We start from the raw sequence: 12871 nt of genomic DNA on the forward strand, positions 1-12871 counted from the left end.
AAAATGCCGCTCATTCAATGGCAAACCTTATTGTTAACATGGCTACAGCAGACTGAGGCAACCGGCGTCGCAGAGAATTAACTAATTGAAAAAATTAAAGATTAATTATCTGCTCATCGGCATTGTAACGTTGCTGTTGGCAGTGGCCCTCTGGCCTTCCATCCCCTGGATCGGCAAAGCCGAAAACCGTATCGCCGCCATTCAGGAGCGGGGGGAATTGCGCGTCAGTACCCTCAACTCTCCGCTGATTTACAGCGACATCAACGGCAAAATCATTGGGCTGGATTATGAACTGGCACAGCAGTTCGCCGATTATCTTGGCGTGAAGCTAAAAATCACCGTCCGCCAGAATATCAACCAGCTGTTTGACGACCTCGATAACGACGATGCCGATATGCTGGCCGCCGGGCTGGTGTATAACAGCGAGCGCAGCAAAAACTATCAGCCGGGCCCGACCTACTACTCCGTTTCGCAGCAGCTGGTTTATCGCGTCGGGAGCCTGCGCCCGCGCTCGCTGGCGTCGATTAACGATCGGCAGCTGACGATTGCCCCCGGTCACGTGGTAATTGACGATCTGCGCGAGCTCAAGGAGAAGAAATATCCGGACCTGAGCTGGACGGTGGATGCGAAACTCGGCACGACGGAGCTGCTGGACCAGGTAAAAGATCAGAAAGTCCCCTACACTATCGCCGATTCGGTCGCGATCAGCCTGTTCCAGCGGGTGCATCCTGAAATCGCCGTGGCGCTGGACGTCACCGACGAGCAGCCTGTGACCTGGTTTACTCAGCTCGATGACGATCAGACCCTCTCTGCCGCGATGCTCGATTTCTTCAACACCATGAATGAAGACGGTACGCTGGCGCGCCTGGAGGAGAAGTACCTCGGGCATGGTGATGACTTTGACTACGTTGACACCCGCAGCTTCCTGCGTGCGGTAGACAGCGTCCTGCCGGACCTGCAGCCGCTGTTCGAAAAATACGCCCAGGAAATTGACTGGAAACTGCTGGCGGCTATTTCTTATCAGGAATCCCACTGGGATACCCAGGCCACGTCTCCGACTGGTGTACGTGGTTTGATGATGTTAACCAAAAATACCGCGCTGAGCCTGGGCGTCAATGACCGTACCGATGCGGAACAGAGCATCAGCGGCGGCGCGCGCTACCTGCAGGATATGATGGCCAAAGTCCCGGAAACGGTGCCGGAAGAGGAGCGGATCTGGTTCGCGCTGGCGGCCTACAATATGGGCTATGCGCATATGCTGGATGCGCGAGCGCTGACGGCCAAAACGAAAGGCAACCCGGACAGCTGGTCAGACGTAAAGCAGCGCCTGCCGCTGCTTAGCCAGAAGCCATGGTATAACAAGCTGACGTACGGCTACGCGCGCGGGCATGAAGCCTACGCCTACGTGGAAAATATCCGTAAATATCAGATTAGCCTGGTCGGTTATCTGCTGGAGAAAGAGAAAGAGGCGACAGAGGCCAAACGGCTGGCCCAAAGCTACCCTGTCGTGGCGCCGGACGAGCTTAACCGTCCGTCGGCTTCAATTCTGCCTTTTGCTGCTTTTTCTGCTGACGGCGCATTCGAAAGAAATCGCTTAATAGCCCCGAACACTCTGGTGCAAGCACCCCGCCGATAGTCTTCACCTGGTGGTTCATCCCTGGGTGACCCAGCACGTCCATCAGCGAACCGGCCGCACCGGTTTTTTCATCCCGCGCACCGAAGACCAGAGTTCCGATCCGGCTGTGCACCATCGCCCCGGAGCACATTACGCAGGGCTCCAGCGTCACATACAGCGTGGTATCAAGCAGGCGATAGTTTTGCAGCACCAGACCGCCCTGACGAAGCGCCATGATTTCGGCGTGCGCCGTCGGATCGTGGCGGCCAATGGGGCGGTTCCACCCTTCACCAATCACCTGGTTATTGTGGACCAGCACGGCGCCCACGGGCACTTCGCCCTCGTCCCAGGCACGCTGAGCGAGCGTTAGCGCGTGGCGCATCCAGTATTCATGTGAGAATTCAGGGTTGGACAACGGTTGATACTCCAGTCGAAAAGCGGGCGGCATTATACACACCCCTTATGGATAAGACTATTCGAGTTGCTGAAGTTCACCTGATGGCGTGACGCGCCAGCGGTGCTGGCAAAAATAGAGCAGCGGGTTGTCCTGCTTGCTGTCGCTGTAGCCGCTGTACAGGCGCAGTGGCGTGCCGATACGTTTTTCCAGCTGGACCACTTTTTCATGCCCCAGGCAGCGCATCGTCAGCACCCAACCGCCGTAGCCGCGGGCAATTTGCGTGGCGATAAGATTCACGCGCGGTAGCCAGGGGGTATCAAAGTAGACCTGCTCCACCAGCGTCTGCGGGGAGCCGGTAATCAGCCAGATGTCGGCATCGTTCGCGTCGAGATAGCCGGTCAGGCGCGCCTGCACCACCGGGAACGCGGCAACGTGGCCGCGGAACCACTGCGCAAAATCCTGCTCGAGCTGTTTGAGGCGCGCTTCGCTGTGCCCAAACGTACATCCCCACAGCAGCAGGCTCATTGGCCATCGCGCCGCACGGCCCTTCACCAGCAGCGCGATCCCAATAACCGGTAAGAGCGGTAGCACGAGCAGCGCATTCAGAGGCTGACGCCGCAGCAGGTAACGCATAAACGTACCAAACATATCCTGCTGATGCAGCGTGCCATCCAGGTCGAAAAAGACAACGCGACGCCCGTGATTTGCCAAACCTTACTCCTCTGGGTCGTTGAAACCTAACAGCCAGGTAAACAGGAACCCGGCGATCACCGCTACTAAATAGCCTAACAGATAGAGCACCACTTTTCCGGTCACGATGGTTAATGCCAGCGGTAACCCCGAGAGACCAAAGGTGATGACGGTGGCAACTTTCCAGTAGCTAATCAGCGCCCCGCCTACCGCGCCGCCCAGACAGGCCGCGAGGAACGGTTTACCCAGCGGCAGCGTAACGCCGAAAATCAGCGGCTCGCCAATGCCGAGCAGTCCGACCGGGAGTGCGCCTTTAATCATTTTTTTCAGACGCGCGTTGCGGGTTTTCATCAGTACCGCAATTGCCGCACCGACCTGCCCTACACCCGCCATCGACAAGATAGGCAGCAGCGCGTTATAGCCGTGCGCCTGCACCAGCTCGACGTGGATCGGTACCAGCCCCTGATGCAGGCCGGTCAGCACCAGCGGCAGGAAAGTACCCGACAGCACCGCGCCCACTAACAGGCCGCCGCGGTCAATCGCCAGAGAGGCACCGTGGGCGATGGCCTCAGAGATCCACCCGCCTAACGGCTGGAGGGCGACAATCGCTACGCTACCGGTAATCAGCGTGGTCAGCAGCGGGTTGAGAATCAGCTCGATGGAGCCTGGCAAAACCGCGCGCAGCCTTTTCTCGATCCAGCACATCAGGATGACCACCAGCAGCACCGCGATCACCCCGCCGCGGCCCGGCTGAAGCGCCTCACCAAACAGCGTAATTTGCGCCAGCTGCGGGCTGGACAAGATGCCCGCCATCACCCCGCCCATCGCCAGCGATCCGCCAAACACCTTCGCGGTATTCACCCCGACCAGAATGTTCATGATGGCGAACACCGCGCTGCCGAAGATCCCGAGAATTCCCAGCAGGTTCGGATACTGCGTGGCGAAATCCCCCACAATATCCGGGCGCTTGAGGATATTGATGATCCCGGTGATCAGGCCTGAGGCAATAAACGCCGGGATCAGCGGAATAAAGACGTTTGCCAGCTGTCGCAGCGCATCGCTCATGGGGGCTTTGTATTTCGCCTTTGCCTGGGCTTTGGTGCGCTCAGCATCGTCAATCGATACGCTCGCACTCACGCCCATCAGCGCGCGCATGGCATCGACAACCTGCGCCGCTTTCCCTGGGCCGACGATCAGCTGGTGCTGCTGCCCCTGCTTCACGTAGCCGCTGACGCCGGAAAGCTGCTTCAGACGCGGCACGTCAAGCTGGTCGTCGTCATGCACCTCGACGCGCACGCGCGTCATGCAGTTTTCGAGACGCTGAATATTTTGTTCCCCACCAATCCCCTGCAGGATGCCGCTGGCGAGCGCTGCTGTTTTGTCCATACACGCCTCTGTTAGTGTTCTAATGCCGCCCGTAAGAAACCGTTATGCGCATCGAGTTTGGCTCTTGCGGCCGCCGCATCCAGCCCGCTTAAGATCATCAAAATGGCCGGTTTAACATCGTGATCGGTCTGTTTGAGTACCGCTTCCGCCTCTTCGCGGCCAGCGCCCGTCGCCTCCATCACCATGCGGCAGGCTCTGTCCACCAGCTTGACGTTGGTGGCCTGCATATCCACCATCAGGTTCTGATACACCTTGCCGAACTTCACCATCGCGCCGGTGGAGATCATATTGAGCACCAGCTTTTGCGCGGTCCCGGATTTCAGGCGCGTGGAGCCGGTGAGCGCTTCCGGCCCGACAACTGGCGAGATAGCAATAGCGGCCACCTGCGCAATCGGTGAGCCAGGGTTGCAGGAGATGGCGACCGTCGTGCAGCCGGTCTGGTTGGCGTATTCCAGCCCGCCAATCACGTACGGCGTACGCCCGGATGCCGCCAGCCCGACCACCAGATCCTTCGCGGTCAGATTAAGATCCTTCAGGTCATCCTCGCCCAGCTGTTTGTTGTCTTCCGCCCCTTCAACGGCTTTCAGCAGCGCACCGGGGCCACCGGCGATCAGCCCAACTACCAGTCCATGCGGGACCCCAAAGGTTGGCGGACATTCTGACGCGTCCAGGACCCCTAAACGCCCGCTGGTCCCCGCCCCCATGTAAATAATGCGTCCACCGGCCTTGAGGGCGTCCGCAGCCGCATCGACCGCTTTCGCCACCTCGGGTAATGTCTCTTTCACTGCCTGCGCGACCAGCGTATCCTGTTGATTAAAGCGGTTAACCAGCTCCAGGGTGGAGAGCGCATCCAGATCCATGGTTTGCGGGTTACGTGTTTCAGAAACAAGTGAGCCAAGATTCATTTTTGTACCTCAAGAATTTTTAATTCATATTAATCACACTATAATGGAATATAAAATTCATTCAGGCGAGCAAAATCCGTATTTGCGCAGATAATCACATTTTCGCCAGGAGACCGTATGAACTGTTTAATTCGCATTCGCCAGCGCTACGCAGGCTTTGCCCAAAGCGACAAGAAGCTGGCGGATTTTCTGCTTTCTCAACCCGACCACGCGCGCCATCTCAGCTCGCAGCAGCTGGCGAGTGAAGCCGGGGTGAGCCAGTCCAGCGTGGTGAAATTTGCGCAGAAGATTGGCTTTAAGGGATTCCCCGCCCTCAAGCTGGCGATCAGTGAAGCGCTGGTCAGTAACCCTAACCCGCAGTCCATGCCGGTGCATAATCAGATCCGCGGAGACGATCCGATGCGGCTGGTCGGCGAAAAGCTGATCAAAGAGAACGTGGCGGCCATGCATGCGACGCTCGATGTGAATACGGAAGAGAAGCTGCTGGAGAGCGTGGCGATGCTGCGCGGCGCGCGGCGGATCGTTCTGACCGGCATCGGCGCGTCCGGACTTGTGGCGCGTAACTTTGGCTGGAAGCTGACAAAAATTGGCCTTAACGCCATCGTCGAGCAGGATATGCACGCCCTGCTGGCGACCGTACAGGCGATGGATCCTGACGATCTGCTGCTGGCGATCTCCTATTCCGGCGAGCGCCGCGAGATCAACATGGCCACCGACGAAGTCCTGCGCGTCGGCGGTAAAATTCTGGCGATCACCGGTTTTACGCCGAATGCCCTACAGCAGCGGGCCACGCGCTGTTTATATACCATTGCCGAGGAACAGGCCACGCGCAGCGCGGCTATCTCGTCCACCAGCGCACAAATGATGCTGACGGACCTGCTGTTTATGGCACTGGTGCAGCAGGATCTGGAGCGTGCGCCCGAGCGCATTCGCCACAGCGAAGAACTGGTAAAGAAACTGGTTTGACGCGTATAATGCCCGCCCAGTTTGTGTTGTTTCTGAGAATTTCCTGATGGCGCTGTTAATTACCAAAAAATGCATTAATTGCGATATGTGCGAGCCCGAATGCCCGAACCAGGCCATTTCGATGGGCGACAGCATTTATGAGATTAACAGCGACCGCTGCACCGAATGCATCGGCCACTATGAGACACCGACCTGTCAGAAAGTGTGCCCGATCCCCAATACCATCCTGAAGGATCCGGCACACGTCGAGAGCGAAGAGCAGCTGTGGGATAAGTTTGTCCTGATGCACCACGCGGACAAACTTTAACTTTCGATGATCACCGTAGCGCTGGCATAGTGACGCTCATCCGCGATCGTCACGTGCATGTGATTCACGCCCAGCTTCTCGGCCAGCTTTTGCGCCTCGCCCCATAAGCGCAGGCTTGGCTTACCCAGCTCATCGTTAAACACTTCAAACTGGTTGAACGCCAGACCGTTACGAATGCCGGTCCCGAAGGCTTTGGCGGCCGCCTCTTTTACCGCAAAACGCTTCGCCAGAAAACGCACCGGCTGCTGATGCGCTTCCCAGATGGCCCATTCGTTATCGCTCAGCACGCGCCTTGCGAGGCGATCGCCGCTGCGGGCGATCACCGCTTCAATGCGGGCTATTTCAACGATATCGGTGCCTAAGCCCAGAATGGCCATTACTGACGCGCTTCCAGCATCAGGCGTTTCATTTCTGCGACCGCCTCTTTCAGGCCGCTCATCACCGCGCGCCCAACGATCGCGTGACCGATGTTCAGCTCGTGCATTTCCGGGATGGCGGCAATCGCCTTCACGTTATGGTAGGTCAGGCCGTGACCGGCATTGACCTTCAGACCCAGGCTCGCCGCGTAGGTGGCCGCTTTAGCAATACGCTCCAGCTCTTTCGCCTGCTCGGCATCGTTTTTGGCATCGGCATAGCAGCCGGTGTGAATTTCGATATACGGCGCGCCCACGTCGGCTGCCGCTTTAATCTGGGTGAAGTCGGCGTCAATAAACAGCGAAACCAGGATACCGGCATCAGCCAGGCGCTTGCAGGCATCGCGCATTTTGTCGAGCTGGCCGGCCACGTCCAGACCGCCTTCGGTCGTGACTTCCTGGCGTTTTTCCGGCACCAGGCAGCAGAAGTGCGGCTGGGTCTCGCAGGCAATGGCGAGCATCTCTTCGGTGACCGCCATCTCCAGATTCATACGGGTGTCCAGCGTCTGGCGCAGAATGCGAACGTCGCGGTCAGTGATGTGGCGACGGTCTTCACGCAGGTGAACGGTAATGCCGTCGGCGCCAGCCTGTTCAGCGATAAACGCCGCCTGAACCGGATCGGGATACGCCGTGCCGCGCGCATTACGCAGCGTGGCGATATGATCGATGTTGACGCCTAACAGTAATTCAGCCATGACAATCCTCGGTTTTCTTTTCGATTCTGTGGTCTAACGTTTCGGCACAAACTGCCTGAATAATTCGCGGCTCTTTAAGGGCTTGCCGCCAAGATACGGCTTGAGGGCAATCCGGGTAAAGCGTTTTGCTGCGCGCAGGGTATCCTGATCGGGAAACTCTCGCTCATAAAGCGCCCGGAGCTGACGCCCGGTAAAGGTGCTGTTGTCGATCACGACGCTGGCAATGAAGCCTTTTTCTTCGCGGTAGCGGTAGGTCATGGTGTCTTCCACTTCGTCACCGCTGCCCGCACAGTGCAGAAAATCGACCCCGTACCCAAGATGGCCCAGCAGCGCCAGTTCAAAACGCCGCAGCGCAGGCTCGGGCGTGCCGGTTGCGCCAGCCAGCGCCTGGATACAGTGCAGATAATCAAAGAAAAGTTCAGAGAAGCGCGTCTCATGTTCAAGAACGCGTGAGATGAGTTCATTGACATACAGGCCGCTGTAGAGCGTGATGCCCGAGAGAGGAAGCGCCAGGGAGACGGCTTCGGCGCTGCGCAGGGTTTTAACTTCCCCTCGTCCACCAAAGCGGACCAGCAGTGGCGTGAAAGGCTGTAGGGCACCTTTCAGATTAGAACGTTTGGAACGTGCGCCTTTTGCAACAAGGCGCACGCGGCCAGACTCTTCCGTGAAGACGTCCAGCATCAGGCTGGTTTCGCTCCAGGGACGACTATGCAGGACAAAGGCGCGCTGCCATCCATCCATATGCTCGTCGTCTTGTGTTACTGGTCTTCGCCGTAACCGAGGCTGCGCAGAGCACGCTCATCATCGGCCCAGCCAGATTTCACTTTCACCCACAGTTCAAGGTGAACCGGCGCTTCGAACATCTCCTGCATGTCCTTACGGGCTTCGATGCCGATGGTTTTGATCTTGGCGCCTTTATTGCCGATCACCATCTTCTTCTGCCCTTCACGCTCAACGAGGATCAGGCCGTTGATGTCGTAGCCGCCACGCTCGTTGCTCTGGAAACGCTCGATCTCCACCGTCACAGAGTACGGCAGTTCAGCGCCCAGGAAACGCATCAGCTTTTCACGGATGATTTCAGACGCCATAAAGCGCTGAGAGCGATCGGTGATGTACTCTTCCGGGAAGTGATGAATCGCTTCCGGCAGATGTTTGCGCACGATGCCCGCGATAGTATCCACGTTCAGACCCGTCTCCGCAGACAGCGGAACGATGTCGAGGAAGTTCATCTGGCTACCGAGCCACTGCAGATGCGGCAGCAGATCGGCCTTTTCCTGCACGTTGTCCACTTTGTTAACGGCGAGGATGACCGGCGTTTTGCCGTCGCGCAGCTTGTTCAGCACCATCTCGTCGTCCGGTGTCCAGCGGGTGCCTTCCACAACGAAAATCACCAGCTCCACGTCGCCAATTGAGCTGCTCGCCGCCTTGTTCATCAGACGGTTGATGGCACGCTTCTCTTCCATGTGCAGGCCCGGGGTATCGACGTAGATCGCCTGATACGCGCCTTCAGTATGGATACCGACGATGCGGTGACGCGTGGTCTGTGCCTTACGCGAGGTGATAGAAATCTTCTGCCCAAGCAGATTATTCAACAGGGTGGATTTGCCGACGTTCGGACGTCCGACGATGGCAATAAATCCGCAATAGGTCTTTTCTTCGCTCATTCCAGCTCCAGCATTTTTAACGCCTGTTCGGCGGCAGCCTGTTCAGCCTTACGACGGCTTGAACCTGTGCCCACCACCGGTTCACTCAGGCCACTGACCTGGCAATGGATGGTAAATTCCTGATCGTGCGCTTCGCCACGAACCTGCACCACCAGATAAGATGGCAGCGGCAGATGACGGCCCTGCAAATATTCCTGCAGACGCGTTTTGGGATCTTTTTGTTTATCGCCCGGGCTGATTTCGTCCAGACGGGTCTGATACCAGTTCAGGATCAGCTTTTCGACGGTCTGGATATCGCTGTCCAGGAACACACCACCAATTAATGCTTCGACCGTATCGGCAAGAATAGATTCACGACGGAAGCCGCCGCTTTTCAGTTCACCCGGCCCAAGACGCAGACATTCGCCCAGCTCAAATTCGCGCGCGATTTCCGCAAGGGTATTACCCCGAACCAGCGTGGCACGCATGCGGCTCATATCACCTTCATCCACGCGCGGGAAACGATGATAAAGCGCATTCGCAATCACGAAACTTAAAATAGAGTCGCCTAAAAACTCGAGACGCTCATTATGTTTGCTGCTGGCACTGCGGTGGGTTAATGCCTGTTGCAACAACTCCTGATGATGAAAAGTGTAGCCCAGCTTCCGTTGAAGCCGATTAATTACGATGGGGTTCATGCGATACCAATAAATGAATGCGTCAAAAATGCAGCACACGAAACCGACCTGAGAAAACCAACGCGGTTTCGTGTGCCGTGGCACCCTTGCAGGGCCAACCTTAAACTTCGGGGGAATATTCTATACACAACGACAGGGGATGTCGTTAGTTCGAAGAGATTTATCGGTGAAATAATTCATGTAGCCGCGTTAATTCGCGGCTACACGTTCATTTAGTGAGAATTAATGGATTCCGCCAATACGATTCAGGCGTACGCCGGTCGGCCATTCGCCTTCCTGCTTCTCAAAACTCATCCAGATTGCGGTCGCTTTACCGACCAGATTCGCTTCCGGCACAAAGCCCCAGTAACGGCTGTCCGCAGAATTATCGCGGTTGTCACCCATCATGAAGTAATGGCCTGGCGGTACAATCCAGCTTGCCAGCTGCTGGCCCGGCTGACGATAGTACATACCGACTTGATCCTGCGCGATTGGCACGGTGAGGATCCGGTGCGTCACGTCACCCAGCGTCTCTTTGCGCTCAACCAGACGAATACCGTTATCTTTGGTTTCGCCTTTCGGTACCTGGAAGAATCCGCTGCTCGCTTCGCCGCCGTTGTGACGGGCAAAGGTCTGCACAAAATCACTTGGCTCAACGTTCGAGTAAGTGATTGGCAGCGCGTTTTCACATGCAGTACCGGAGCTGCAGCCTGGCTGAACGGTGACTTCTTTCGAAACCGGATCGTAAGTCACTTTGTCACCCGGCAGACCTACCGCGCGCTTGATGTAGTCCAGGCGCGGATCTTCCGGATATTTGAACACCACGATGTCGCCACGTTTCGGATGACCGGTCTCGATCAGCGTTTTCTGGTAGATCGGATCTTTAATGCCGTAGGCAAACTTCTCTACCAGAATAAAATCACCAATCAGCAGCGTTGGCATCATTGAACCTGATGGGATCTGGAACGGTTCGTAAATAAACGAACGTACCACCAGCACAATCGCCAGCACCGGAAACACCGAGGCGCCCGTTTCCAGCCAGCCCGGTTTCGGACCGACTTTCTTCAGGGTTTTCGCGTCAATACCATCGCCAGTGGCTACCTGTGCGGCAGCCTGACGTTCACGACGTTTTGGGGCGAAGATAAACTTATCCAGACACCACAGCAGACCTGTCACCAGGGTAGCAATGACCAGGATCAGGGCAAACATGTTCGCCATGCCAACTCCTTAGGGTTATTTGCCGTCTTTACCAACATGAAGGATGGCAAGGAATGCTTCCTGCGGCAGCTCGACGTTACCGACCTGCTTCATACGCTTCTTACCTTCTTTCTGCTTCTGCAGCAGCTTTTTCTTACGGCTGACGTCACCGCCATAGCACTTCGCCAGAACGTTTTTACGCAGCTGTTTCACGGTAGAACGCGCGATAATGTGGTTGCCAATGGCCGCCTGAATCGCGATATCGAACTGCTGACGCGGGATCAGATCTTTCATCTTCTCAACCAGCTCGCGGCCACGGTATGGCGCATTGTCGTTGTGGGTGATCAGCGCCAGCGCATCCACACGCTCGCCGTTGATCAGCACGTCCACACGCACCATGTTGGAGGCCTGGAAGCGTTTGAAGTTGTAATCCAGTGACGCATAGCCACGGGAGGTGGACTTCAGACGGTCGAAGAAGTCGAGTACCACTTCCGCCATCGGGATTTCGTAGGTCAGTGCGACCTGGTTACCGTGGTAAACCATGTTGGTCTGCACGCCGCGCTTCTCAATACACAGCGTAATGACGTTACCGAGGAATTCCTGCGGCAGCAGCATGTGACATTCGGCAATAGGCTCACGCAGCTCGTGAATATTGTTCAGCGGCGGCAGCTTGGACGGGCTGTCGACGTAGATCACTTCTTTCGAGGTGGTTTCAACTTCATACACTACCGTCGGCGCGGTGGTGATGAGGTCCAGATCGTATTCACGCTCCAGACGTTCCTGAATGATCTCCATGTGCAGCAGGCCGAGGAAGCCGCAGCGGAAGCCGAAGCCCAGCGCCGTTGAGCTTTCTGGCTCGTAGAACAGGGAGGCATCGTTCAGGCTCAGCTTGCCAAGCGCATCACGGAAGTTTTCGTAGTCGTCAGAGCTGACCGGGAACAGGCCCGCGTAAACCTGCGGTTTCACCTTTTTAAAGCCTGGCAGCGCTTTTTCTGCCGGGTTACGCGCACCTGTCAGGGTATCGCCCACCGGCGCACCGAGGATGTCTTTGATGGCGCACACCAGCCAGCCTACCTCGCCGCATGTCAGCTCGGTACGGTCAACCTGTTTTGGCGTGAAGATACCCAGACGGTCGGCGTTATAGACCTGTCCGGTACTCATAACCTTGATTTTGTCGCCTTTGCGCATAGTGCCGTTTTTGATACGCACCAGGGAGACAACGCCCAGATAGTTATCGAACCAGGAGTCGATAATCAGCGCCTGCAGCGGGGCATCCGGATCGCCTTCCGGGGCCGGAATATCACGTACCAGACGTTCCAGAACGTCGGTCACGCCGACGCCGGTTTTCGCAGAGCAGCGCACGGCATCGGTCGCGTCAATACCGACAATATCTTCAATCTCTTCCGCGACACGCTCAGGATCGGCGGCTGGCAGGTCAATCTTGTTCAGAACCGGCACAACTTCGAGATCCATTTCCATCGCAGTGTAGCAGTTTGCCAGGGTCTGGGCTTCTACGCCCTGCCCGGCATCGACTACCAGCAGCGCGCCTTCACAGGCCGCGAGCGAGCGTGAAACCTCATAGGAGAAGTCAACGTGGCCTGGGGTGTCGATAAAGTTCAGCTGATAGGTTTCGCCATCAGCCGCCTTGTAATCCAGCGTGACGCTCTGCGCCTTGATGGTGATACCGCGTTCGCGTTCCAGGTCCATGGAGTCCAGAACCTGGGCTTCCATTTCACGATCAGACAGGCCACCGCAAATCTGGATAATACGGTCAGACAGCGTCGACTTACCGTGGTCAATGTGAGCAATGATCGAAAAGTTACGTATGTTCTTCATATAGTTAAATAATTATGCCTTACGAATTCCTGGAGGCCGCTGTTCTTAGCCTGACGTTTTTCAGTGCGAAAACGCAGCATTCTACACTACATCTCCGCTACCTGGAAATGGACTTAGCGCCAGGTATAGCGTGAAGAAAGGACG

The 12871-nt window shown here is 56.7% G+C and carries 14 protein-coding genes; 3 read left to right on the plus strand and 11 right to left on the minus strand.

The window, feature by feature from the left end:
- Positions 1–85 precede the first annotated feature (85 nt).
- Positions 86–1636: a membrane-bound lytic murein transglycosylase MltF gene (gene mltF / locus BFV67_RS16525; RefSeq protein WP_069598681.1), complete on the plus strand. Its 1551-nt coding sequence runs from the start codon at positions 86–88 to the stop codon at positions 1634–1636.
- Here the strand turns inward: mltF and tadA are convergent.
- From tadA to murQ, 4 genes are read right to left on the minus strand one after another with little or no spacing between them, the layout of a single operon-like run.
- Positions 1524–2063: a tRNA adenosine(34) deaminase TadA gene (gene tadA, locus BFV67_RS16530; RefSeq protein ID WP_008502172.1), complete on the minus strand. Its 540-nt coding sequence runs from the start codon at positions 2061–2063 to the stop codon at positions 1524–1526. The genes mltF and tadA overlap by 113 nt on opposite strands.
- A gap of 24 nt (positions 2064–2087) precedes the next feature.
- On the minus strand, positions 2088–2723 hold the full coding sequence (gene yfhb, locus BFV67_RS16535) for a phosphatidylglycerophosphatase C (RefSeq protein WP_021241877.1): 636 nt from the start codon (positions 2721–2723) through the stop codon (positions 2088–2090).
- Positions 2724–2726: 3 nt separating this feature from the next.
- Positions 2727–4088 (minus strand): PTS transporter subunit EIIC, encoded by a 1362-nt coding sequence (locus BFV67_RS16540; RefSeq protein WP_008502174.1) that lies wholly within the window; start codon positions 4086–4088, stop codon positions 2727–2729.
- An 11-nt stretch (positions 4089–4099) separates the two neighbouring features.
- On the minus strand, positions 4100–4993 hold the full coding sequence (murQ, locus tag BFV67_RS16545) for an N-acetylmuramic acid 6-phosphate etherase (protein ID WP_045406029.1): 894 nt from the start codon (positions 4991–4993) through the stop codon (positions 4100–4102).
- Between the two features lie 117 nt (positions 4994–5110).
- Here murQ and BFV67_RS16550 point away from each other — a divergent pair, with 117 nt between their 5' ends.
- Together BFV67_RS16550 and BFV67_RS16555 are read left to right on the plus strand one after the other, a co-directional pair.
- Positions 5111–5959, plus strand: coding sequence for a MurR/RpiR family transcriptional regulator (locus BFV67_RS16550; RefSeq protein ID WP_023294330.1), 849 nt, complete (start codon positions 5111–5113; stop codon positions 5957–5959).
- Positions 5960–6005: 46 nt separating this feature from the next.
- On the plus strand, positions 6006–6266 hold the full coding sequence (locus tag BFV67_RS16555; RefSeq protein ID WP_008502177.1) for a YfhL family 4Fe-4S dicluster ferredoxin: 261 nt from the start codon (positions 6006–6008) through the stop codon (positions 6264–6266).
- Here BFV67_RS16555 and acpS read toward each other — a convergent pair.
- The 7 genes from acpS to lepA form a co-directional block, all read right to left on the minus strand.
- Positions 6263–6643, minus strand: coding sequence for a holo-ACP synthase (gene acpS, locus BFV67_RS16560; protein WP_023294331.1), 381 nt, complete (start codon positions 6641–6643; stop codon positions 6263–6265). The two genes, BFV67_RS16555 and acpS, sit on opposite strands and share 4 nt — an antisense overlap.
- Complete coding sequence (pdxJ, locus tag BFV67_RS16565; RefSeq protein WP_023325885.1) at positions 6643–7374, minus strand: pyridoxine 5'-phosphate synthase; 732 nt, start codon at positions 7372–7374, stop codon at positions 6643–6645. The genes acpS and pdxJ overlap by 1 nt, the downstream gene beginning before the upstream one ends.
- A 33-nt stretch (positions 7375–7407) precedes the next feature.
- Positions 7408–8115 carry a DNA repair protein RecO gene (gene recO / locus BFV67_RS16570; RefSeq protein ID WP_008502180.1) on the minus strand — a complete coding sequence of 236 codons (708 nt, stop codon included), beginning with the start codon at positions 8113–8115 and terminating at the stop codon, positions 7408–7410.
- A gap of 17 nt (positions 8116–8132) precedes the next feature.
- Positions 8133–9038, minus strand: coding sequence for a GTPase Era (gene era / locus BFV67_RS16575; protein ID WP_008502181.1), 906 nt, complete (start codon positions 9036–9038; stop codon positions 8133–8135).
- Positions 9035–9715, minus strand: a complete 681-nt coding sequence (gene rnc, locus BFV67_RS16580) for a ribonuclease III (protein WP_003860711.1) — start codon at positions 9713–9715, stop codon at positions 9035–9037. Before rnc ends, era begins: the two co-directional genes overlap by 4 nt.
- A 222-nt stretch (positions 9716–9937) precedes the next feature.
- Positions 9938–10912, minus strand: coding sequence for a signal peptidase I (gene lepB / locus BFV67_RS16585; RefSeq protein WP_069598682.1), 975 nt, complete (start codon positions 10910–10912; stop codon positions 9938–9940).
- Between the two features lie 15 nt (positions 10913–10927).
- A complete protein-coding gene (lepA, locus tag BFV67_RS16590; protein ID WP_008502183.1) occupies positions 10928–12727 on the minus strand; it encodes a translation elongation factor 4 in 1800 nt (599 codons plus the stop codon).
- Between the last annotated feature and the right edge of the window lie 144 nt (positions 12728–12871).

The sequence above is a fragment of the Enterobacter roggenkampii genome (assembly GCF_001729805.1).
Lineage (GTDB): Bacteria > Pseudomonadota > Gammaproteobacteria > Enterobacterales > Enterobacteriaceae > Enterobacter > Enterobacter roggenkampii.

What these genes read in the sequence shown, in the direction of transcription:
- BFV67_RS16555 (WP_008502177.1), top strand. Translation starts at nt 6,006, where the DNA reads ATGGCGCTGTTAATTACCAAAAAATGCATTAATTGCGATATGTGCGAG.
- rnc (WP_003860711.1), bottom strand. Translation starts at nt 9,715, where the DNA reads ATGAACCCCATCGTAATTAATCGGCTTCAACGGAAGCTGGGCTACACT.
- BFV67_RS16550 (WP_023294330.1), top strand. Translation starts at nt 5,111, where the DNA reads ATGAACTGTTTAATTCGCATTCGCCAGCGCTACGCAGGCTTTGCCCAA.
- lepA (WP_008502183.1), bottom strand. Translation starts at nt 12,727, where the DNA reads ATGAAGAACATACGTAACTTTTCGATCATTGCTCACATTGACCACGGT.
- lepB (WP_069598682.1), bottom strand. Translation starts at nt 10,912, where the DNA reads ATGGCGAACATGTTTGCCCTGATCCTGGTCATTGCTACCCTGGTGACA.
- BFV67_RS16540 (WP_008502174.1), bottom strand. Translation starts at nt 4,088, where the DNA reads ATGGACAAAACAGCAGCGCTCGCCAGCGGCATCCTGCAGGGGATTGGT.
- era (WP_008502181.1), bottom strand. Translation starts at nt 9,038, where the DNA reads ATGAGCGAAGAAAAGACCTATTGCGGATTTATTGCCATCGTCGGACGT.
- recO (WP_008502180.1), bottom strand. Translation starts at nt 8,115, where the DNA reads ATGGATGGATGGCAGCGCGCCTTTGTCCTGCATAGTCGTCCCTGGAGC.
- acpS (WP_023294331.1), bottom strand. Translation starts at nt 6,643, where the DNA reads ATGGCCATTCTGGGCTTAGGCACCGATATCGTTGAAATAGCCCGCATT.
- pdxJ (WP_023325885.1), bottom strand. Translation starts at nt 7,374, where the DNA reads ATGGCTGAATTACTGTTAGGCGTCAACATCGATCATATCGCCACGCTG.
- tadA (WP_008502172.1), bottom strand. Translation starts at nt 2,063, where the DNA reads ATGCCGCCCGCTTTTCGACTGGAGTATCAACCGTTGTCCAACCCTGAA.
- murQ (WP_045406029.1), bottom strand. Translation starts at nt 4,993, where the DNA reads ATGAATCTTGGCTCACTTGTTTCTGAAACACGTAACCCGCAAACCATG.